General features: G+C 39.7%; 20 protein-coding genes and 1 other annotated feature (1 of these 21 cut by a window edge). Of the genes, 1 reads left to right on the top strand and 19 read right to left on the bottom strand.

Annotated features, from left to right (window positions below):
* Window positions 1-84: 84 nt before the first annotated feature.
* The 5 genes from rpoZ to ABC255_RS22210 all read right to left on the bottom strand — a co-directional run bounded on the left by rpoZ (window position 85) and on the right by ABC255_RS22210 (window position 4,953).
* Window positions 85-330 carry a DNA-directed RNA polymerase subunit omega gene (gene rpoZ / locus ABC255_RS22190; RefSeq protein ID WP_335532805.1) on the bottom strand — a complete coding sequence of 82 codons (246 nt, stop codon included), beginning with the start codon at window positions 328-330 and terminating at the stop codon, window positions 85-87.
* Window positions 331-945 (bottom strand): guanylate kinase, encoded by a 615-nt coding sequence (gmk, locus tag ABC255_RS22195; protein WP_335532807.1) that lies wholly within the window; start codon window positions 943-945, stop codon window positions 331-333.
* Window positions 946-956: 11 nt separating this feature from the next.
* The gene (gene remA / locus ABC255_RS22200; RefSeq protein ID WP_095247706.1) at window positions 957-1,220 is read right to left on the bottom strand and encodes an extracellular matrix/biofilm regulator RemA; all 264 of its coding nucleotides are present in this window, start codon (window positions 1,218-1,220) and stop codon (window positions 957-959) included.
* A gap of 59 nt (window positions 1,221-1,279) precedes the next feature.
* Window positions 1,280-2,155: a YicC/YloC family endoribonuclease gene (locus tag ABC255_RS22205; RefSeq protein ID WP_412996937.1), complete on the bottom strand. Its 876-nt coding sequence runs from the start codon at window positions 2,153-2,155 to the stop codon at window positions 1,280-1,282.
* Between the two features lie 119 nt (window positions 2,156-2,274).
* On the bottom strand, window positions 2,275-4,953 hold the full coding sequence (locus ABC255_RS22210) for a calcium-translocating P-type ATPase, SERCA-type (protein ID WP_412996939.1): 2,679 nt from the start codon (window positions 4,951-4,953) through the stop codon (window positions 2,275-2,277).
* A 191-nt stretch (window positions 4,954-5,144) separates the two neighbouring features.
* Between ABC255_RS22210 and ABC255_RS22215 the strand changes: the two genes are divergently transcribed.
* Window positions 5,145-6,854: an Rqc2 family fibronectin-binding protein gene (locus ABC255_RS22215; protein ID WP_412996941.1), complete on the top strand. Its 1,710-nt coding sequence runs from the start codon at window positions 5,145-5,147 to the stop codon at window positions 6,852-6,854.
* Between the two features lie 32 nt (window positions 6,855-6,886).
* Here the strand turns inward: ABC255_RS22215 and pyrE are convergent, their stop codons facing one another.
* The 14 genes from pyrE to ileS all read right to left on the bottom strand — a co-directional run bounded on the left by pyrE (window position 6,887) and on the right by ileS (window position 23,413).
* Entirely contained in the window at window positions 6,887-7,519 is a 633-nt protein-coding gene (gene pyrE / locus ABC255_RS22220; protein ID WP_412996943.1) for an orotate phosphoribosyltransferase, read from the bottom strand.
* Window positions 7,516-8,232 carry an orotidine-5'-phosphate decarboxylase gene (gene pyrF, locus ABC255_RS22225; RefSeq protein WP_412996944.1) on the bottom strand — a complete coding sequence of 239 codons (717 nt, stop codon included), beginning with the start codon at window positions 8,230-8,232 and terminating at the stop codon, window positions 7,516-7,518. The genes pyrE and pyrF overlap by 4 nt, the downstream gene beginning before the upstream one ends.
* Window positions 8,204-9,145: a dihydroorotate dehydrogenase gene (locus ABC255_RS22230; protein ID WP_412996946.1), complete on the bottom strand. Its 942-nt coding sequence runs from the start codon at window positions 9,143-9,145 to the stop codon at window positions 8,204-8,206. Before ABC255_RS22230 ends, pyrF begins: the two co-directional genes overlap by 29 nt.
* On the bottom strand, window positions 9,142-9,915 hold the full coding sequence (locus ABC255_RS22235) for a dihydroorotate dehydrogenase electron transfer subunit (protein ID WP_335532818.1): 774 nt from the start codon (window positions 9,913-9,915) through the stop codon (window positions 9,142-9,144). Before ABC255_RS22235 ends, ABC255_RS22230 begins: the two co-directional genes overlap by 4 nt.
* A complete protein-coding gene (carB, locus tag ABC255_RS22240) occupies window positions 9,912-13,118 on the bottom strand; it encodes a carbamoyl-phosphate synthase large subunit (RefSeq protein WP_412996948.1) in 3,207 nt (1,068 codons plus the stop codon). The genes ABC255_RS22235 and carB overlap by 4 nt, the downstream gene beginning before the upstream one ends.
* Window positions 13,097-14,203: a carbamoyl phosphate synthase small subunit gene (locus ABC255_RS22245; protein ID WP_412996950.1), complete on the bottom strand. Its 1,107-nt coding sequence runs from the start codon at window positions 14,201-14,203 to the stop codon at window positions 13,097-13,099. The genes carB and ABC255_RS22245 overlap by 22 nt, the downstream gene beginning before the upstream one ends.
* Entirely contained in the window at window positions 14,200-15,489 is a 1,290-nt protein-coding gene (locus ABC255_RS22250; RefSeq protein WP_412996952.1) for a dihydroorotase, read from the bottom strand. Before ABC255_RS22250 ends, ABC255_RS22245 begins: the two co-directional genes overlap by 4 nt.
* Window positions 15,449-16,393, bottom strand: a complete 945-nt coding sequence (locus ABC255_RS22255; protein ID WP_412996954.1) for an aspartate carbamoyltransferase catalytic subunit — start codon at window positions 16,391-16,393, stop codon at window positions 15,449-15,451. The genes ABC255_RS22250 and ABC255_RS22255 overlap by 41 nt, the downstream gene beginning before the upstream one ends.
* A gap of 162 nt (window positions 16,394-16,555) precedes the next feature.
* Window positions 16,556-17,866, bottom strand: coding sequence for a solute carrier family 23 protein (locus ABC255_RS22260; protein ID WP_412996956.1), 1,311 nt, complete (start codon window positions 17,864-17,866; stop codon window positions 16,556-16,558).
* A 159-nt stretch (window positions 17,867-18,025) separates the two neighbouring features.
* Window positions 18,026-18,568, bottom strand: coding sequence for a bifunctional pyr operon transcriptional regulator/uracil phosphoribosyltransferase PyrR (gene pyrR / locus ABC255_RS22265; RefSeq protein WP_335532829.1), 543 nt, complete (start codon window positions 18,566-18,568; stop codon window positions 18,026-18,028).
* A 177-nt stretch (window positions 18,569-18,745) separates the two neighbouring features.
* Window positions 18,746-19,657: an RluA family pseudouridine synthase gene (locus ABC255_RS22270; RefSeq protein ID WP_412996958.1), complete on the bottom strand. Its 912-nt coding sequence runs from the start codon at window positions 19,655-19,657 to the stop codon at window positions 18,746-18,748.
* Window positions 19,629-20,120 carry a signal peptidase II gene (gene lspA, locus ABC255_RS22275; RefSeq protein WP_335532833.1) on the bottom strand — a complete coding sequence of 164 codons (492 nt, stop codon included), beginning with the start codon at window positions 20,118-20,120 and terminating at the stop codon, window positions 19,629-19,631. Before lspA ends, ABC255_RS22270 begins: the two co-directional genes overlap by 29 nt.
* A gap of 79 nt (window positions 20,121-20,199) precedes the next feature.
* Window positions 20,200-20,496 carry a TraR/DksA C4-type zinc finger protein gene (locus tag ABC255_RS22280; protein WP_412996960.1) on the bottom strand — a complete coding sequence of 99 codons (297 nt, stop codon included), beginning with the start codon at window positions 20,494-20,496 and terminating at the stop codon, window positions 20,200-20,202.
* Window positions 20,497-20,641: 145 nt separating this feature from the next.
* Window positions 20,642-23,413 carry an isoleucine--tRNA ligase gene (gene ileS, locus ABC255_RS22285; protein ID WP_412996961.1) on the bottom strand — a complete coding sequence of 924 codons (2,772 nt, stop codon included), beginning with the start codon at window positions 23,411-23,413 and terminating at the stop codon, window positions 20,642-20,644.
* Window positions 23,414-23,488: 75 nt separating this feature from the next.
* Window positions 23,489-23,539 (bottom strand) — a binding site (T-box leader) (it continues 190 nt past the right edge of the window).

Below are 23,539 nucleotides of genomic sequence, written 5' to 3' on the forward strand. Positions count from 1 at the left end.
ACACTTTATTTTTTCATCTTTTTCAACCGTTTTTCGACAAAAAATAAAAAAGGCTGACATCCTGCCGTCAGACCTTCTCCTTTATTACTTGCCTATATTGCTATCTTTTCCGTATATAGCACCTGTTTCTGATTTCTTTGGAATTCGATATGTCAGCTCCCCGCTGTAGATTTCCTCTAATGCTTTTCCTACATGTTTATAGGAAACATATTTAGATAATCTTTCATCACGTGTTTGCTGCATGGAACGAGCACGTTTTGCTGCAACAGAAACTAGTGAATATTTTGAGTCAATTTTATTAAGTAATGAGTCAATCGAAGGATATAACATTTATTCAACCTCCAGTAATTTTTTATATCGATGTTCAACACGTTCCCGGCGGCAATGTTCCGCGACAACAATTGCTTTTACCCGTTCACATGCCAGTTCTACCTGATCATTTTCTACAACATAATCGTATAATTCCATCATTTCAATTTCTTCACGCGCTGATAACATCCGATTGTTGATCAACTCTTCTGTTTCAGTACCTCTGGTAACAATCCGATTCTTTAACTCGGAAAGACTTGGAGGCATTAAGAATATAAATAAACCTTCTGGAAATTTTTCTCTAACTTGGCGCGCACCTTTTACTTCAATTTCTAAAAAAACATCTTTCCCGGCATCTAAGGTTTCACGCACATAATCTACAGGTGTGCCATAATAATTGCCAACGAATTCTGCATACTCTAAAAGTCTACCTTGCTGAATTAATTCTTCGAATTCTTGACGTGACTTAAAAAAATAATCCACCCCATTGACTTCACCAGGGCGAGGCGCACGGGTTGTTGCGGATATTGAGTATTCAAAAGCCGTGTCCGGATGGGAAAATATTTCTTTTCTAACGGTACCTTTTCCAACACCAGAGGGACCAGAAAATACGATAAGTAATCCTTTTTCCTGCATTTTCTATAATCCTACCCTTCATCTATAATTTCATCACGGTCTGCCAATCTATGGGCCACCGTTTCAGGCTGTACCGCTGATAAAATAACATGATCACTATCCATGACAATTACGGCACGTGTACGTCTTCCATATGTAGCATCAATCAAAGAACCCCTATCACGTGCATCTTGGATAATCCTTTTTATCGGAGCAGATTCAGGGCTTACAATTGAAATTATCCGATTGGCAGATACGATATTTCCAAATCCAATATTAATCAATTTAATCGACATGATTATCATCCAATCATCAATAATATATTTTGGTCGAGTCAACCAATTTCTAAACACATTTATTCAATATTTTGAACTTGTTCTTTCAGTTTCTCAAGCAAACTTTTTATTTCAACTACCTTTTTAGTAATATTTGAATCATTTGCTTTTGACCCAATGGTATTAGCTTCCCTATTCATCTCCTGCACAAGAAAATCAAGTTTTCTTCCAATAGGATCAATCTCGTTTAATGTTTGTTTAAATTGCTGAACGTGGCTATTTAACCTTGTCAATTCCTCGTTAATATCTATTTTATCAGCAAAGATCGCCACTTCGGTTAATACACGGCTTTCATCAATTTGACCTTGTACTAATTCCTCAATTCTTTTCATTAAACGTTCTTTATAGGCGGAGGCAACTAGTGGGGCGTACTCTTTTAGATCATCAATATTTGTGTCTAATTGTAATAAAGAAGTGAGCAAATCCTTTTTTAGCTCTTCTCCTTCAGTTACTCGCATTTGCTTACATAGTAAAACTGCTTCTTCTGTTGCGCTTAGTACTAAATTTTCCAATTCTTCGTTGCCAGCATCATTTTCTTCGATATGTAAAAATTCGTTACGTGTCAATATATCCTGAAGTAAAACATTTCCTTCGATATTGAATTTATCACGTGCTTCTTTAATAAACAGGTAGTACTCTTCGAGCAGCTTCCAATCAACCTGTATTTTCCGAGTAACTGCACCTTCCCCTTCTATCATTATATAGACTTCAGCTCTGCCACGCCTAATATGCTGATTCAATTTTTTCTTAATCTTATCTTCTACCTTTAACAGCTGCCTCGGCATCCGAACATTTATTTCACTAAAACGATGGTTGACTGTTTTTACTTCCACATTTACAGAAAAAGAGGCAGAGGAAATTCTGCTTCTCCCAAAGCCCGTCATACTTATAACCATCAAGGACACTCCAATCTTCTGAGCGGTTAACCTACTATGTAAAAGTATATTGTTTTTTTTGCTAGAACTAACAAAAGGTAATAGAGTCATCTCTACTACCTTTTGGATTATAACACACTTTATTTTGTTTTTCTTAACAAAAATGTTCCTGCTAGTAAAAAAGTTGGTATCGATGATAGACCGATAATCAAAAGCCAGTCTTTTGCTAATATTGGTAAGGTGTGGAATATTGGCTGGAATGGCGGGTAGTAGATAACCGCAATCATCAAAGCAAGAGAAGAGACAACCGCCCAAACAAGATATTGGTTCCCAAATGGATTTCTAGATAAAACGGACTTTTCACTTCTACAATCAAATACATGGATGAGCTGCGCTAACACTAGAGTTGCGAATGCAATTGTTTGTGCATATTGCAGATTTTCAGGATTCTGTTTATAGACAATCATAAAGGCTAATAGGGTAACGATACCAATCAGAAAACCCCTTGAAACTACTTTCCATCCTAATCCTCGAGAAAATACCCCTTCATTGGGACTGCGCGGTTTTCGCTTCATTACATCCTCTTCAGGACGGTCCAATCCTAATGCCATTGCCGGCAGTCCATCAGTCACTAAATTAACCCAAAGAATTTGAATTGGAACTAATGGCAGCGGCAGTGCTAAGATCATGGCAAACAACATGACCAAAATTTCTCCTACATTTGAAGCCAGTAAGTATCGAACAAACTTTCTTATATTTTCATAGATATTTCTGCCTTCCTCAATTGCAGACTTGATGGTTGCAAAATTATCATCTAAAAGTACAAGTGAAGAGGCTTCTTTCGCTACGTCTGTTCCGGTAATTCCCATAGCCACACCAATATCGGCAGCTTTAATGGCTGGTGCGTCATTTACACCATCACCCGTCATTGCTACAATATGGCCTCTATTTTGTAAAGCCTTAACAATTTTCAATTTATGCTCTGGTGAAACACGAGCAAATACAGATACATCATCTACTACTTCCTCTAGTTCCTCAACAGACATGTTTGATAAAGCATTTCCATCTAGAACCATACTTTTATTCGATAAAATTCCCAGCTGTGCGGCAATCGCTTTAGCTGTTATCACATGATCGCCTGTAATCATTACTGTCTTTATTCCTGCTTCCTTACACTCTTTCACCGCGTCTTTAACTTCTGGTCTAGGCGGGTCAATCATTCCTTGGACACCAATAAAGGTCAATTTATTTTCTGCTTCCTGTTCGCTAAGGATAACGGTATTCGCAGGGATAGATTTAAAGGCAATCGCAATTGTCCTTAGAGCTTTTGAAGCAAGGTTATTGATTGCTTCCTGGACTTGATTTTGGACACTTTGTCCCAGATATTGTGTCTTACCATCCCAAAGGATGGATTCGCTCTTACCTATGATTACATCGGGTGCCCCTTTTGTGACAATAAAATTCCTGCCTTGCTTGTCTTTAACATGCATACTCATCATTTTTCTTGCAGAGTCAAACGGAAATTCCTTTATGATAGTAAACTCATCTAATAAATTTGTACGATCCAGTCCCGCTTTCATAGCACTAACAAGCAGTGCACCCTCTGTCGGATCTCCGTCAAGAATGTAATCCTCATCTTTGATTTTTAATTCTGAATGATTGCAGATCATTCCAAAGATGAGCATTTGCTGTAGGGCTTTTTCATCTTTTGGATGTACAAGAGTATCACCGCGATAAAAATCACCACGAGGCTGATAGCCCACACCGTCGACTGTCCAAGTGTTACCACCGCTCCATAAATGGGTAACAGTCATTTTGTTTTGTGTCATGGTTCCCGTTTTATCAGAACAAATAACCGACGCACAGCCAAGTGTTTCTACTGCCGGCAGTTTTCTGACTATCGCATTTTTCTTAATCATTTTTTGAACTCCGAGAGACAATGCAACTGTTACAATTGCCGGTAATCCCTCAGGAATTGCTGCTACTGCAAGGGATACACCTGCTAAGAACATCGTATAAAGTTCGTGTCCCTGTAAGACTCCAATCGCAACTACAAGAACGGTTAGCAATAAAGCAACAGTTATCAAAATTTTCCCCAACTGCTCTAAGCGACGCTGCAGGGGAGTTTCCTGCGTTTGGGCATTTTGGAGTAAATCGGCAATTTGTCCCATAGCAGTTTTCATACCTGTTCCGATTACGACTCCTACACCACTTCCCCTAGTGATCATCGTGCCCATGAAGGCGATGTTTTCCATATCACCAATCCCAGGGTTAACTGTTTTTAAGCGATCTATATGTTTCGAAACCGGCACTGACTCTCCTGTAAGTGCTGACTCTTCAACTTCCAAACTTCTGGATTCAATAATCCTTACATCCGCGCCAATTCGGTCTCCACTTGAAAATTTAATAATATCTCCTGGAACTATTTCTCTAGAAGGGATTTTCACCCATTGACCTTCCCGTAACACAGAAACCTGTGGGGCAGATAATTCCTTTAGAGCCTGCAATGATCTCTCAGCTCGTCTTTCTTGAAAAAAACCAAGGAAACCATTAATAATCACAATTGCAATAATCGCAATTGCATCAATATATTCACCAAGTAATCCTGATAAAAGCGTGGCTGCAAGCAGCACTAAGACCATAAAATCTTTAAACTGACTAAAAAACAAGAGCAAAGCAGATTGCTTTTCCCCCTCCTGCAATTCATTTAGCCCATGCTCCGCAATTCGTTTCTTTACTGCTTCTGGTGATAACCCAGAAGAAAAGTCGGTATCTAAGACCTTTTCTACTTGATTTATCTCCATCTCATGGAATTTCATCCGACCATCTCACTTCCCCCTAAATATTGTTAGACATACTCTAAAGAAAGCTTATTCAGCCTCGTCCCAAAAAATGCTATGATAATTAAGACGAGTTATGATAACTGCATGAACAAGATAAAATGAGACATACTCTAACCTAGTAAGCTATACTAAAGGAATAAATATGTTTGAAGTAAAGGATGTTTTCCATGTCATTTGATGGTTTATTTACAAAAGCAATGGTTGATGAACTCTCACGCACTCTAAAAGGCGGCAGAATTAACAAAGTACATCAGCCCTATAAAAATGAAGTCATTCTAACAATCCGTGCAAATGGAGTGAACCAAAAATTATTATTTTCAGCGCACCCCAGCTACGCACGTGTACAGCTAACGAATGAAGTATATGAAAACCCCAGCGAACCGCCAATGTTCTGTATGCTGCTAAGAAAGCATATTGAGGGCTATATATTAGAGGATGTATACCAAGTAGAAAATGATCGGATGATTATTTTTGAAATAAAAGGCAGGAATGAAATCGGTGATGTCAGCTACAAACAGTTAATTATCGAAATCATGGGAAGACACAGTAATATTGTACTGGTTGATAAAACTAGGAATATCATACTTGATAGCGTTAAGCACGTGTCTTTTGCGGTAAACAGTCACAGAGCGATATTGCCAGGGCAGACATATATTTACCCGCCAGAACAACACAAACAAAACCCTTTTATGGTTGGTACTGACGATATATTGAGAAAAATTGATTTTAACAGCGGTAAGCTTGATAAGCAAATTGTTGAGCATTTTGATGGTACCTCACCGTTATTCGCAAAAGAAGTTATTTACCAAAGCGGCATTGCCAACCGAGAAACCTTACCGACAGCGTTCCTTCAGTTGATACAAAGAATCAAGAGTGGAGAGCTTATGCCTTCTATCATGTCAACAGATAATAAGGAAGTGTTCTACCTCTTTCCTCTACAGCATATTAAAGGCGAAGTAAAAACCTTTTCCACCTTAAGCGAGTTGCTTGACCGTTTTTATTTTGGAAAAGCTGAACGGGACAGGGTAAAGCAGCAAGGAAATGATATTGAGCGGTTAATCATCAATGAAAAAGAAAAGAATGAGAAAAAAATTGAAAAGTTAGAAAGCACATTAAGAGAAGCTGAAAAAGCAGACGAGCTCCAACGATATGGTGAATTGTTAACAGCAAATCTCTATGCTGCAAAAAAAGGGATGAAAGAAATCGAAGTAATCGATTATTACGATGAAATGGGCGGCACAGTGGCGATTGCCTTGGATCCCCGGAAGACGCCATCAGAAAATGCTCAAAAGTATTTTTCTAAATACCAGAAAGCAAAAAAATCTGTTTCCATTGTTATCGAACAAATCGAAAAAGCACGGGAGGAAGTTCTTTATTTTGAGAATTTACTTCAACAGGTGCATTCAGCGTCCCCTAAGGACATTCAAGAAATTCGTGAGGAATTGGTAGAAGGGGGATATATCCGCGACCGGCAAAAACGAAATGCGAAAAAGATATCCAATGCTAAGCCTGTTTTAGATCATTACCTTTCTTCTGATGGCACTGAAATGATCGTTGGTAAAAATAATAAGCAAAATGATTATTTGACCAACAAACTTGCGGCAAGAGATGAGATCTGGCTTCATACCAAAGACATTCCTGGCTCCCATGTGGTCATCCGCAGTAAAGAACCATCCGAAGCAACTGTCCATGAAGCAGCAAAATTGGCTGCCTATTTTAGCAAAGCTCGAAACTCCAGTTCCGTACCAGTAGATTATACAAAGGTGCGGTATGTTAAAAAACCAAGCGGTGCAAAGCCTGGCTTTGTTATTTATGATAATCAACAGACAGTATATGTTACTCCTGAAGAAGAATTGGTTCTTAAACTTAAGAAATAATAAATATGCCCCGGATTTCCGGGGCTATTGTTTTATTCAAATCTCTTACTCCATTCTGATGGGGCATCACTCCATGACAGTAAACTTTCTTGATCGTTTTTGCTGATGTAGCCCATTTCAATTGCCACCTCAACTAGGTTTGCAAAATCCGTTAGTGATTCACTTTGAATCTCTTCTTGTTGGAATGCTTCCTTCCCCTTTTCAAGCCCATATGTAAAAATGGAAACTACTCCAAGCACTTCACAGCCAGCTTCTCTAAGTGCCTGAACAGCTGTTATGACACTGCCTCCTGTAGAAATCAAATCTTCAACGACAACAACCTTCTGACCTTTTTCTACTTTGCCTTCAATTTGGTTACCTTTGCCATGACCTTTTGCTTTCGAACGTACGTAACACATTGGTAAGTTTAATAAATCACTAACCCACGCAGCATGTGGAATCCCTGCTGTTGCAGTCCCAGCGATTACTTCTGCAGCTGGGTATTTCTCAAGAATTATAGCTTGCAGACCTTGTGCGATTGCTTTTCTTACTTCCGGATACGAAAGAGTTAGGCGGTTGTCACAATAGATTGGCGAGCGCAATCCTGAAGTCCATGTAAATGGTTCGTTAGGTTTCAAAGCTACCGCATTGATCGTTAATAATTTTTCTGCAATTAATTTTTTCATAGTTGAACTCTCCTCCATGCATCTACCCATTTTTCGTAGCTTTTTACTGGATCTTTTGATCGTGTGATCGAACGACCTACGACAATCGACGACACACCAGCGTCCCTTGCAAATTCAGGAGTGGCGATTCGTTTTTGGTCTCCCGTATTATCTTCTTCCATTCGTATACCTGGAGTAACTGTATAAAAACTGTCACCCAATTTTTCACGAATCGGTTTCGCCTCCCACGCTGAGCAAACAACTCCATCTAAACCAGCCTCTTTTGCGAGTGAGGCATAATGAAGTACGGATGTTTCGAGCGGAACAGAAATGAGCTGTTCTTTATTCATTTGGTCTTCAGATGTACTAGTGAGCTGGGTCACAGCTATACATGCTGGACGCTTACTGCCAGCTGCAGTCCCTTCATCCAATCCTTCTAAAGCGGCACGCATCATTTCTTTACCGCCTGCAGCGTGTACATTGACAAGGTCACATTCTAACCTTGCAAGACCCTTCATTGCACTCTTTACGGTATTGGGAATGTCATGAAGCTTTAAATCTAGAAAAATACGATGTCCATTTCCTTTTAAATAATGAACAATTTCAGGACCTTCCTGATAAAATAGTTCCATCCCAACTTTTACAAACAGCTGCTTCCCATTAAATGGCTGTAAGAATTGCTCTACCTCTTTACGATTGGCAAAATCAAGCGCGATGATAAGCGAGTTGTCCATGCTCCTTCCAGCTCCTTCCCCTGCATTCACTGATGTGTTCATAGCCTAATGTATCTAACAGCGACGGTAGTTCTTCAATAATGGTTGGACAAACAAATGGGTCCACAAAATTTGCTGTACCAACGGCAACTGCAATGGCACCAGCGTAGAAGAATTCAATTACATCCTCAGCAGACTCGATACCGCCCATCCCGATAATCGGGATATTTACTGCCTGACTCACTTCATAAATCATCCGTAGTGCGACCGGTTTAATCGCGGGACCCGATAGACCGCCAGTACGATTGGCTAAGATTGGCTTACCTGTCTTTAAGTCCAGCCTCATTCCTACAAGCGTGTTGATCATCGTTAAGCCATCTGCACCACCATCTTCTACGGCTTTTGCCATTTCTACTATATTGGTTACGTTTGGTGAAAGCTTGACATAAACCGGTACATCAGAAACTTCTTTTACTTTCCGAGTTAACTGCTTTGCTACCTCTGGAATCGTTCCAAAAGCGATTCCTCCTGTTTTTACATTCGGACAGGAAATATTCAATTCTAATGCATGAACATTAGAAGCTTTAGAAATGTGTTCTGCCACCTCGATGTAGTCTTCTTCCAATGATCCGGCAACGTTGGCAATAATCGGTACATCAAATTGCGATAACCAAGGAAGTTCATTGCTTAATACTTTTTCCAAACCCGGATTTTGCAGTCCGATTGCGTTAAGCATTCCTGATGATGTTTCTGCAACTCTCGGGGTAGGATTGCCGAACCGAGGTTCCACCGTCGTGGCTTTAATCATAATAGCACCAAGTGTACTTAAGTCATAGAATTGGCTATATTCTTTACCAAATCCAAAGCAGCCGGAAGCTGGCATGATTGGGTTTTTTAAGTTTAAACCAGGTAACTGTATGTTTAATCTGCTCATATTAATACCTCCCCGGCACGGAAAACTGGGCCATCACTGCAAACTTTTTTATAGGATACATCTTCTGTCTCATTGCTTGTTTTGCATACACACGCAAAGCATGCTCCTACCCCGCAGCCCATTCTTTCTTCTAACGATAGAAACACTTTCTTATGAGAATACTGCTTTTCAATTGCTTTCAGCATAGGTGTTGGGCCGCAAGTATATAAACAGTCAAAATCTAACTCTTTAATAATATCGGTAACAAAACCTTTTTTCCCGTAAGAACCGTCCACTGTTGTAATATAAGTGTCTCCATTTTCTAAAAACTCATTTTCATAAAATACAGCAGATTCTGTCTGGAAACCAAGGACATGGATCACCTTTACTCCTTTTGCGGTCAACTGCTTAGAAAGTTCATATAACGGTGGAACACCAATCCCGCCGCCAACAAGTAAAGCAGTTTCCCCTGCTTTCACTTCATTGACAGGAAAACCATTGCCTAAGGGACCGAGAATATCTAGCAACATTCCCGGGCCTTTTTCAGCAAGCAGTGTAGTCCCTTTTCCTTCTTTGCGATAAATCATCGTAAATTGAGAGTTAAGCTTATCAACAGAAGAGATACTAATCGGTCTTCTCAACAGTGGATCTAGTGCTTTTGCAACCCGAATATGCACGAACTGTCCAGGTGCATTAATCTCATTCACGAAATCTGCTTCAACACTTAGTTGAAAAATATCTTTTGCAATTTCTTTTTGGGAGATGATTTTACATATTTCCTTTTTTATCAAGCAAAAACAACCTCCTTTTCCTCTACTGCCATGGCTTCTGCTGAAAAATTCATTGATTCAATTACTTTAAGGATGGCGTCTGCTGTATCTAATGAAGTTAGGCATGGAACTCCATTTTCAACTGCTTCACGTCGGATTCTAAAGCCATCACGTTCAGGCTGCTTTCCTTTAGTAAGTGTGTTGACGATGAACTGGGCCTCTCCATTATGAATCACGTCGAGCAGTGTTTTGCCTTCTGAGCCAATTTTTCCAATGATCTTAACAGGCAGACCAGCAGCCTCGAGAACTGCGGCTGTACCACCTGTTGCCATTAAGCGGTAGCCGTTTGCAGCAAATCGTTTAGCAAGCTTTAATGATTCTTGTTTATCTTTGTCCGCGACAGTAAACAATACCGTACCAAATTTTTGAATGTTCATACCTGAGGCAACTAAGCCTTTATAAAGAGCTTTTTCAAGTGTACTATCTTTTCCCATTACTTCACCCGTCGATTTCATTTCCGGTCCAAGCGTGATATCAACGCTTCTCAATTTTGCAAAGGAGAAAACTGGAACTTTTACATACACTCCACTCTTTTCAGGGACGATCCCAGGTGAGTAGTCTTGTTGCACAATTGAAACTCCTAAGATTGCTTTAGTTGCAATTTTAGCCATTGGAACGTTTGTGATTTTGCTTAAGAATGGAACAGTACGACTTGAACGTGGATTGACTTCAAGGACATATACTTGATCCTTAGAAATTACATACTGAATATTCAACAGCCCAACAATGTTTAGACCTTTCGCCATTTTCTCGGTATATTCAATCAGCGTCTGTTTGATTCTATCTGAAAGTGTTTGTGGCGGATAAACTGCAATCGAATCCCCAGAATGGACCCCTGCACGTTCAATATGCTCCATAATTCCAGGTATTAAAACATTTTCTCCGTCACAGATGGCGTCCACTTCGATTTCTTTTCCTGTTAAGTAGCGATCAATCAAAACTGGATGTTCAGGATTGATTTTAACCGCATTTTCCATGTAATGAAGCAATTCCTCTTGGCGATAGACAATTTCCATCGCTCTGCCGCCAAGTACATAAGAAGGACGTACAAGAACTGGGTAGCCAATTTCATTTGCAATTTCAACTGCTTCAGAAACGGATAATGCAGTTTTTCCAAGCGGCATTGGAATATCGAGCTGGACCAGAGCTTGCTCGAATTTATCTCTGTTTTCTGCACGATCCAAATCCTCTAGGCTTGTTCCGAGAATTTTTACTCCATTTTCTTCTAACTTTGCAGCAAGATTAATCGCTGTCTGCCCACCAAATTGTACGACTACACCTAGTGGTTTTTCCAAATCAATAATACTCATTACATCCTCAATCGTTAATGGTTCAAAGTAAAGCTTATCCGAGATACTGAAATCAGTCGAAACCGTTTCTGGATTATTATTAATAATAATGGCTTCATAACCAGCTTCTTTAATAGCTTGAACAGAATGAACAGTAGCGTAATCAAACTCAATACCTTGGCCGATACGGATTGGTCCAGAACCAAGAACAATGACACTTTGTCTGTCAGTCACAATCGATTCATTTTCTTCCTCATATGTTCCATAGTAGTAAGGTGTTTCTGACTCAAATTCAGCTGCACACGTATCTACCATTTTATACACTGGGATTAAACCCAAATCTTTGCGTAGGTTATATATATCCTGTTCCTTTTGATTCCAAAGTTCCGCGATCGTTTTATCAGAGAAGCCTTTTTGTTTAGCTTCCTTAAGGATATCCATATCCATTTGATTCGAAGCAATCTTTGTTTCTAATTCGATTATTCCTTGGAACTTGTTTAAGAAAAATAAGTCTATCTGACTCCATTGATGAATGGTTTCTACCGTAATCCCCCGCTTAAGTGCTTCAGCGATATAAAAGAGCCTCTCATCTCCAGCTTTGCAAATTCGTTTTTCTAGTAATTCATTATTGATTTCCTCTGCTCCATTTAATTCGAAATGGTATACACCAGCTTCTAACGAGCGGATTGCTTTTAATAAAGACTCCTCAAAGGTTCTTCCAATCGCCATTACTTCGCCTGTGGCTTTCATTTGCGTTCCAAGTGAACGATTACCTGATTCAAATTTATCAAATGGCCATCTCGGAATTTTTGTAACGATATAGTCTAGGGCCGGTTCAAAGCTTGCATATGTTTTTCCTGTTACAGGATTAAGCATTTCATCTAGCGTTAAGCCTACTGCAATTTTTGCTGCAAGTTTAGCAATCGGATAACCTGTTGCTTTTGAGGCAAGTGCTGAAGAACGGCTTACCCTTGGATTTACTTCAATGATATAGTAATTAAAGCTATAAGGGTCTAGTGCCAGCTGAACATTACATCCGCCTTCTATTCCCAGTGCACGAATAATTTTCAGAGAAACATTTCTTAAGAGCTGATATTCTCTGTCACTTAATGTTTGGCTTGGCGCTACGACAATCGAGTCCCCTGTGTGAACGCCCACAGGGTCGATGTTTTCCATATTACATACTACAATGGCATTGTCATTTCCATCGCGCATTACTTCGTATTCAATCTCTTTATAACCGGCAATGCTTTTCTCAAGTAAACATTGGGTTACGGGACTATGCTTTAAACCGCTCGTAACGATTTCATCCAACTCTTCAGAATTATGGCAGATTCCGCCGCCTGTTCCGCCAAGTGTATAAGCAGGACGAACAATGACAGGAAATCCGATTTTTTCAACAAATGCATGTGCTTCCGCTAATTCATGGATGATTTCACTATCTGGAACAGGTTCACTAAGTTCATTCATTAGAGTACGGAATAAATCACGGTCCTCCGCTTGTTTAATCGCTGATAACTTTGTTCCTAAGATCTCAACTTCACACTCTTCTAAGACTCCTGATTTTGATAACTCAACAGCTAGGTTTAGACCTGTTTGACCGCCAAGAGTTGCTAAAAGGGCGTCTGGGCGTTCTTTACGAATGATTCTGCTAACAAATTCCTCCGTTAATGGTTCAATATAAACGGCATCCGCAATCTCTGTATCTGTCATAATGGTTGCCGGATTTGAGTTTACAAGAATAACACGATAACCTTCTTCTTTAAGAGCAATACAAGCCTGAGTGCCTGCATAATCAAATTCTGCTGCCTGGCCGATGACAATCGGTCCTGAACCAATCACTAAAATGGAGTTTATATCAGTACGTTTTGGCATGTTGTGGAAACCTCCTGTTTTTGATCTTCAATCATCGCAAGAAACTGATCGAATAAATGGTTGGCGTCTTCAGGTCCTGGTGACGCTTCTGGGTGGTATTGAACAGTAAAGGCAGGATAATCTAAATGCTTTAAACCTTCGACTGTTCCATCATTTAGGGCAATATGGGTAACTGCCAGTCTAGTATTCTGTAATGACTTTTCTTCAACCGTAAAACCATGATTTTGTGCTGTAATCGCGATTTTCCCTGTTGTTAAATCTTTAACAGGATGGTTAGACCCTCGATGTCCGAATTTCATTTTTACTGTATTGGCATCACATGCTAATGCAAATAATTGGTGTCCAAGGCATATTCCAAAAATCGGTACTAAGCCTAGTAATTGTTTAATCATATGAATCGCTTCTGGGACATCCTTTGGATCCCCAGGTCCGTTGGAAAGCATAATTCCGTCTGGTCGTAATTGCAGAATTTCATCCGCCGTTGTATGGTATGGAACCACAACGACATCACAATTACGTTTATTTAATTCTCGTAAAATACCATGTTTCATGCCGAAATCAACAAGCACGATTCTTTTTCCTCTGCCTGGACTTGGATAAGAATTTTTTGTGGAGACTCTTCTCACTTGGTCGATCGGCAGCTTTGTCTGTCTTAGTTGACTAATTACTTCACTTGGATCACTTTCAATCGAGCAGATGGCTCCTTTTAATGTTCCATATTGACGAATAATTCTTGTTAATTTACGTGTATCAATACCTGCGATTCCAGGGATATTTTTCATTTTAAAATACTCATCCATCGTAAATTCACTTCTCCAATTGGAAGGGAATTCTGCAGCTTCCTTGACAATAAAGCCTTTCACCGCAGGGTTAATGGTTTCAAAATCGTCTCGGTTGATTCCATAGTTTCCAATCAGTGGGTACGTCAGCATAACAATTTGCCCACAATAGGATGGGTCTGAAAGTATTTCTTGATAGCCTGTCATTCCTGTATTAAAGACGACTTCTCCGATTGTATCCATATGACTTCCAAAACCATCGCCGATAAAAATCGTTCCATCTTCTAAAATTAGCTGTGCTTTCATACTGTTACACTTCCTTTTTCCCAAACTACTTGCCCATTAAAAATCGTCATTTCTGGCCAGCCCTTACAATTCCAGCCAGTAAATGGAGTGTTTTTCCCTTTAGAGAGAAATTCTTGTGGATCAATCTCTTTTTCTTCATCAAGATTCAATAATACGATGTCTGCAGGAGCTCCTGCTTCAATCGTTCCGAACGGAAGAGAGAATGTTTCAGCAGGTTTTCTTGTCATAAAACCAATTAACTGTTCAAGACTCATAATGTTCTTTAACACTAAATGTGTATAAAGAAGTGGAAACGCAGTTTCTAACCCGACAATTCCAAAAGGAGCAAGCTCAATTCCCTCATTTTTTTCTTCGCTTGTATGTGGTGCATGATCGGTTGCAATAAAATCGATCGTTCCGTCTAATAATCCTTCAAGCAGCGCTTCTCGGTCAGCTTGATCGCGAAGAGGCGGGTTCATTTTAAAATTAGGGTCAAGATTATCTGGGATATCATCTTGTGTTAATAATAAATGGTGCGGCGTGACTTCCGCAGTCACTTTAATCCCTGCTCTTTTAGCATCCCTTATCACACGTACGGATTCTTTTGTGCTGACATGGCAAACGTGATAATGGCAATCTGCCGCTTCTGCTAGCAGTACATCCCTCGCAATCTGGACAGACTCACAAACAGATGGAATTCCGTTTAACCCATTCTTTCTAGAAAAAGAACCCTCATGGACACAGCCTTTATTTATCAATGTGTCTTCTTCACAATGGGCAACAATAGCCATGTTAGCTGCGGCAGCCTTTTGCATTGCCTTTAACATCATATCTGCTGATTGTACGCCAACACCATCATCGGTAAATGCAAAAGCTCCAGCATTTTTTAACCCCTCAAAATCTGTTAAATCCCTGCCAAGCTGTCTGACCGTAATTGAAGCATAAGGTAAAACACGGACACTTGCCGTTTCTTGAATTCTGTTTTGCATCCATTCCATTTGTTCCACTGAATCAGGAACAGGTCTGGTATTCGGCATTGCCGCAAGTGTTGTATAACCACCTCTAGCTGCTGCACGTGTACCAGTTGCAATTGTTTCTTTCTTCTCGCCTCCTGGCTCACGGAGATGGACGTGTAAATCGATAAATCCTGGAGAAACCAGCTTTCCGTCCGCATTAATTTTTCGATCTGCCGCTGTATCTATCTTTTTATCAATCTTTACAATTTTTCCATCTTCTATTAAAATATCGGCCAGTTCCTTTTCACCGTTAAATGCTATGTAACTGGCGTTCTGAATAAGTAGTTTCATTTCCATACACTCCTTTTAAACTTTCTAGTGACCTCTTTAAAACAGCCATTCTGACAAATACACCATTTTCCATTTGCTTGAAGATTCTTGACCGTTTGCATTCTACTAAGCTATCAGATATCTCAACATTTCGATTTACTGGTGCTGGATGCATAATGATACTGTGAGGCTTCATCATCTTCTCTCTTTCTAGTGTAAGCCCAAACTGTTTATGGTAATCCGCCGCTGTGTAGCTTCCCTTCTTTTGATGGCGCTCATGTTGAACGCGCAGGAGCATAACTACATCAGCCTCTACTATTGCTTCATCAATAGGTCTATATCTCGCAGCACTTAGACTATGATGGTCAAACCATTCGATAGGTCCTGAGAAAATAACCTCCGCTCCTAATCTGGTCAAGGTATCGGCATTTGAACGTGCTACTCGGCTGTGTCTAATGTCACCGATGATGGCTATTTTCAAGCCGGTAAAAGTGCCGTATTCCTGATAGATGGTTAAGAGGTCTAAGAGAGATTGGGTAGGATGATGACCACAGCCATCGCCTCCATTAATGATTGGGATATTTACTTTTTCAACGAGTTCATCAAAGTAACGGTCTTGCCCATGGCGAATAACAACCGTATTAACGCCAATTGATTCAAGTGTTTTTACGGTATCGTACAGGGTTTCTCCCTTTTGAACACTTGAAGTTTGGACTTCAAATGGAATGACCTTTAGCCCTAACCGTCTCTGGGCCACTTCAAAACTCGATTTTGTCCTTGTACTAGCCTCAAAAAATAAGTTAGCAGAAAACATTTGTGTTTCTGGGCTCCACTTCATTCCATCAGCAAATTGCTGTGCCTCTGTTAAAACTTGATATATCTCTTCAACTTTAAGCTCATTCGTGGTTAGCAAGTGATTTAACATGCTATTCCCCCATCCCTAGAATTTAGTAAAAAAAGACCCTGACCGTAAATAGATCAGGGTGCAATAAATCTTACAAAGTTCATGAATGTGCTGACACATTACAATCACTCAGTATTACACCCTTATAGACTCTCTGGACTACTTTTAAAAGGTTGATTATTCTTATGCAGTTTTTGGTTTATCTTTTTCTACTGTTTGTTCAAACATATCTTCACTTACTGGTTCTTTACCAGGAAGGATTAAGTGTAAAAGGACACCTGCAATTGCCGCTAATGCCATTCCTTGTATTTGGAAGGATTCTGATACTTTTATAAATGCTCCACCAATTCCAATGACAAGAATGACCGATGATATCACCAAGTTACGATTGTTACCAAAATCGACATTACTGTCAACGAGCATCCTTAAGCCTGAGGAAGCAATGATTCCAAATAGCAGGATGGAAACTCCACCCATAACAGGTGTTGGGATGGTACTGATCAATGCAGTTATTTTACCGATAAATCCAAATATAGTAGCGAGAACTGCCGCACCTGCAATGACATAGACACTATATACTCGAGTTATTGCAAGTACACCAATATTTTCACCATAAGTTGTTTTTGGTGGTCCGCCAATCAATGCCGAAATGATGGTTGCTGTTCCATCTCCTAAAATTGAGCGGTGTAAACCTGGTTCTTTAATGTAATCACGACCAACTACTTTACTAAGTACAAGCTGGTGACCAATATGTTCAGAAAGTGTTACAATCGCGACTGGTACCATTAGAAGGGCTAAATCCCAGGTTACTTTCACTTCGTAGGTTACGAACGGGATAATAAATTCTGGCATTTCAAACCAACTTGCTTCCAATACAGGTTTAAAATCAACAATTCCGATTGCAAAAGAGTAAAGGTATCCAACAACTATACCTGCAAGGATTGGGATAATGCTCAATATCCCGCGCATGTAAATGGTACAGATAATGGTTACTGCCAGCGTTACTAAAGCAGCGGAGAAATGAATCAAGCTATATTCTCCTGCTGGGTTATTCATTGCCATATTAACAGCAGTACCAGCGAGCGCTAAACCAATAACGATAATAACTGGGCCTACTACAATCGGAGGCAGCAGATTCATAATCCAGCGATGTCCTGCTTTACTAATGACTAAAGCGACAATACCGTATACAAGACCTGCCATGAAGGAACCGATCATGGCACCACCTGGTCCGGCTGTTGCTTTTGCAGCAATGACAGGAGCAATAAAAGCAAAGGAGGAACCAAGATATGCTGGCACCTGCCATTTTGTAATCATTAAGAAAGCGAGTGTTCCTAAACCACTTGATATTAATGCAATGGCTGGACTTAATCCAACAAGATATGGAACAAGAATTGTTGCTCCAAACATTGCGAATAAATGTTGTAAGCTTAAAGTAAGCCATTGCGCAGGATTTGGTCTCTGATTTACGTCTAGGATGGGTTTGTTGTTCATTTTCTTCTCCTCCACAATCTTTCTATTATTATGTCTGTGTTTTCTAATAAAAAACCCTCTTTGTCCACGAGTGTACAAAGAGGGTATGGAAATGCCAGCTTTAATGATGGCATACTCCCCTTTGTCAGCCTCACAGGACTGCAATTAAAGGGTTACTATTTAGTTTTCAAAGATACTTACTTGGTCAACCTTATCGACATCCTCTAATTCAACGACTACCTTTTCACTGCTCGAAGTTGGGATGTTTTTTCCAACATAATCTGCTCGAATCGGCAGCTCGCGGTGACCGCGGTCAACCAACACAGCCAGTTGTATCGACGAGGGACGACCAAGATCCATGACGGCATCGAGTCCTGCTCTTACGGTTCTGCCTGTATATAAAACATCGTCAACGAGAATTACTTTTTTATCTGTCAATTCCACTGGAATATCTGACCCCTTCACGAGAGGTTCCTGATCATCTGTTTTTTTGGTTAAATCATCCCGGTAAAGGGTAATGTCCAATTCACCAACAGGTATCGGTTTTCCTTCAATTTCTTCGATTTTTGCAGCAAGTCTTTCTGCAATGAATATTCCCCTAGTTCGGATACCTACAAGCACACAATTTTCAATCCCTTTATTCTTTTCAATGATTTGGTGGGCAATTCTTGTTAATGCTCTTCCAATTGCTTGTGCGTCTAATACTACTGCTTTTTGATTCACTCATCTCACCCGCCTGGTATAATAAAAAAACCTCTCACGCTTTCGAGGTGAGAGGTACAAGAGTTTTAGGTAAGGGCATAGGTATCCCAACCAAAATATCCGTTCCTTCTCAGCCTCACTGGACTGATTTAAAGGCATATTCAACTGTTGTTATCGTACTTTAATTCGACAAATATGTCAACGATTATTTCGCAATTGCTCTACTAACTCTTCAAATTCTTTAGGCAGCGCCGCTTCGAATTCTAGGTATTCGTTGGTTCTAGGGTGGTTAAATCCAAGGATTCCTGCATGTAATGCTTGTCCATTAATATCCAATGTTTTCTTTGGACCATACTTTGGGTCACCTGCGAGCGGATAGCCAATGTATTTCATATGAACACGAATTTGGTGAGTCCTGCCTGTCTCCAGCTGGCACTCCACAAACGTAAAATCCTTAAACCGCTCAATCACATGGAAATGAGTAACAGCATGCTTCCCATTATCGACCACGGTCATACTTTGGCGATCTTTTGTATCTCTTCCAAGCGGCGCATCGATCGTTCCAAAATCGTGCGGAATAACTCCATGAACGATGGCTCTATACTTCCGAGTAACGGTTTTTTCTACTAATTGGTTTACAAGCTTTTCATGGGCCATGTCATTTTTAGCCACCATTAATAGACCAGAAGTGTCTTTATCAATACGATGAACGATACCGGGTCTTAAAACACCATTTATTCCTGATAAATCCTTACAATGAGCCATTAATCCATTAACAAGTGTTCCTGTTAAATGTCCAGGTGCTGGATGAACCACCATCCCGCTTGGTTTATTAACCACTAAAACATCTTTATCTTCAAAATAAATATCTAAATCCATTTCTTCCGGAATTACATCAAGTAATTCTGGATCTGGGATCGTAATCTCGATTTCATCATTCATACTGCATTTGTAATTCGTTTTAATTGTTTGTCCATTTACCAGGACGTTTCCTTCTTTAATCCATTGCTGAACCTGAGTTCTTGACCATTCTTCATCTAAAGTTGAAATAACTTTATCAATCCGGTCTCCCTTTTGTTGTTCAAGAATGGTGTGTACCATTTTCTCCATATGATTTCTCCTTTGTTTCACGCTCATCACGCAGCATTTGAATCATTAATAATACCACGCCAATGACTAAAGCCGAATCCGCAATATTAAAAACTGGGAAGTTATAATTGAAAATATACGTATGAATAAAATCAACAACTTCTTTACGAAGTAAGCGGTCGATAAAATTACCGATTGCGCCTCCCAGCATAAATGCCAGGGAAACACCTAACAGCCACTTACCTTTTGCTTCTTTTTGAATGTAATAAATGATCGCAATTATTACTATAGCGGTAATCACATAGAAGAACCACATTTGTCCTTGTAATATCCCCCATGCTGCCCCCCGATTTCGGTGAGAAGTAATATACAAAAAGTCTCCAATAATTGGTATACTTTCACCAAGATACATTTTTGTGACAATCAGCCATTTTGTCACTTGGTCCAATAGTATAATAAAAATTGCGATTAAATAATAAACCACTAAGGAATACCCCCATCTCACACGTTGACTTTACTCCTTAGCATTTTAGCATAATCTTCATCTAAACGACAATGTAACGCTAGAAAATCGTGGAATTAATTGGTTTCCGATAAAAATACTCTAAAATCTCTGAATCCCTAGAGGTTTTAATCGTCGGCATTATTTTCAAAAGATATTCGGGTATCGGTTCCCCTGAAGTTTCACAATGTCCAAAATTACCTTCTTCTAACTTTTGCATCGCAATTGTAATATCCTCTAATTCATCCTCTAACACCGTGACAATCCATTCATTTTTCTGCTTATTTCTCAATGATCTAACTATTTCTAATTGTGTTTTACGGAGTTCCCAAAACAGCTCTTCCTGCATTGCATTCATAGTTGTAACCTCCGTTAAGTCATTTCTTATATTATCTCCGTAGAAATTGGTCTGACCCGGGAAAACATTTGACATCCACAACAACAATTAACGGAAAAGGTTAAATAATGAAAAAAACCCATGAAATAATCATGGGGATTTTCTTTTAGGCTAAATGTGTATAGTTTCCTTTAACGACTTCTGCACAACGAGGACAAAGTGTAGGGTGCTCTGTATCCTTACCAACTTCAGGTGTAACAACCCAGCATCGTTCACAGGTTTCACCTTCCGCTTTGGTGACAACAATTGCAGCTGTGTCCAATTTAATTGCATTTTCAGGTGCTTGATCATAGCTTCCTGCAACTTCAAAACCAGAGATGATAAATAATTGCTGCACATTCTCTTGGATAGAGTCTAGTAAGGATTTCGTATTTTCATTCACATATAAAGAAACCTTTGCAGTTAATGATTTACCAATAACCTTTTGATTTCTAGCTTCTTCGAGTGCTTTTAAGACATCATCACGCAGCTTCATGAAAGAAGTCCACTTTTCTTCTAATGCCTTTGCATTATCTAGTTCCTTGTATTCTGGCATATCTGTTAACTGAACACTTTCCTCTGTAACTGCAGGAATGAATTTCCAAACTTCATCTGCTGTATGAGGAAGAATCGGTGTAACAAGCTTTGTTAATGCAACTAAAGAATCATAAAGAACCGTTTGAATCGCACGTCGCTCAGGGTTGTTAACTGACTCAATATAAAGAACATCTTTAGCAAAATCAAGATAGAATGCACTTAAATCAAGGGTACAGAAATTATTAACTGCATGATAAATTCCCGCGAACTCGTAATTCTCATAAGCATTTAAAGAATATTTGATCAGCTTATTTAATTTTACGAGCATAAATTGATCAACTTCACGAAGGTTTTCATATGAAACACGATCACTTGCAGGATTAAAGTCGGACAAGTTACCAAGCAAGAAACGGAAGGTGTTACGGATTTTCCGATAAACCTCTGCAACCTGCTTTAAAATAGCATCGGATACACGAACATCTGCTTGATAATCAACAGAAGCCACCCAAAGTCTTAGAATATCTGCTCCTAATTGTTTCATTACCTTCTCCGGAACAACAACATTTCCTAATGATTTACTCATTTTTCTACCTTCACCATCCAGGGCAAATCCATGGCTAAGTACACCTTTATAAGGAGCTTTCCCTGTTACTGCAACAGCAGTTGAAAGTGAAGAGTTAAACCAACCGCGATATTGATCTGATCCTTCAAGATATAAATCCGCCGGACGTACTAAGTCTTCTCTTTCTAAGAGAACAGCTTGGTGAGATGAACCTGAATCGAACCATACATCCATGATATCTGTTTCTTTTGTGAACAATCCATTAGGGCTTCCTGGATGTGTAAAGCCTTCCGGCAGAAGGTCTTTTGCTTCTCGCTCAAACCAAATATTTGAACCCAATTCACGGAACAAGCCTGAAACATGTTCAATTGTTTCATCCGTAATGATTTCTTCTCCATTTTCAGCATAAAACACTGGGATTGGAACTCCCCACACACGTTGGCGTGAAATACACCAGTCGCCGCGGTCACGGACCATATTAAATAATCGTGTTTCACCCCATGCTGGTACCCACTTTGTTTCTTTAACTGCTTCAAGCAAGTCATCGCGGAAGTCTTTTATCGATGCGAACCATTGTGCTGTAGCTCTAAAGATTACAGGCTTTTTAGTTCTCCAATCATGGGGATAGGAGTGTGTGATAAACGAAAGCTTCAGAAGAGCCCCTGCTTCTTCTAAAGCTTGAGCAATTGGCTTATTCGCACTATCGTAAAATAATCCTTCGAAACCTGGTGCTTCACTCGTCATTACACCTTTATCATCTACTGGGCAAAGTACTTCAAGTCCATACTTTTGACCAACATGGAAGTCATCCTCCCCGTGTCCTGGAGCTGTGTGAACGCATCCTGTTCCAGCATCTGTTGTGACATGTTCACCTAACATTACTAAGGAGTCACGATCATATAATGGATGTGCTGAAAGGATATTCTCTAGTTCATTTCCTTGTACCTTTTGAACAACAGTCACATCTTCCCAGCCTATTTCTTTTGTTACTGCTTCTAGAAGTGCTTCCGCCACTAAGTATTTGTTTCCATTCGTTTCAACAACTACATAGGTTAGGTCTGGATGAACTGAAATACCTAAATTTGCAGGAATCGTCCAAGGTGTAGTCGTCCAGATGACAATTTGGACGTCCGAATTAAGAACACCTTTTCCATCTTTTACTTTAAAGCCTACATAGATTGAAGGTGACTTTTTATCTTGATATTCAATTTCAGCTTCAGCAAGAGCTGATTCACTTGAAGGGGACCAATATACAGGCTTAAGACCTTTATAAATATAGCCCTTTTTTGCCATCTCTCCAAAGACTTTAATCTGCTGAGCTTCGTATTCCGGCTTTAGTGTGATATAAGGGTTTTCCCAATCACCACGTACACCGATTCGTTTAAATTGTTCACGCTGATTGCTTACTTGTTCAAGGGCATATTTTGTACATAGCTGACGGAATTCTGCTACCGTCATCTCTTTCCGTTTTACTCCCTTATTTGTTAGTGCCTGCTCGATTGGCAAACCATGTGTATCCCAGCCTGGAACATATGGTGCATTAAAGCCATTCATTGATTTAAAGCGAACAATCATGTCTTTTAATACTTTGTTTAAGGCATGACCCATATGAATATCGCCATTAGCATATGGAGGTCCATCATGGAGTACAAACATTGGACGTCCTGCAGTACGCTCCTGAACCTTTTTGTAAATATTCATTTCTTCCCATTTTGCCTGAATTTCAGGTTCTCTTTGTGGGAGATTGCCACGCATAGGAAATTCAGTTTTTGGCATTAATAACGTATCTTTATATTCCATTTTCTTATTCCTCCTGTACATACTCATCATAAACAGAATTGCCAATAGACAAATAAAAAAACCCTCTCATCCCATAAAAGGGACGAGAAGGTTTTATTCCCGCGGTACCACCCTGATAAATAGTAC

This window comes from Neobacillus canaveralius (genome assembly GCF_047237705.1).
GTDB classification, from domain to species: domain Bacteria; phylum Bacillota; class Bacilli; order Bacillales; family Cytobacillaceae; genus Neobacillus; species Neobacillus niacini_K.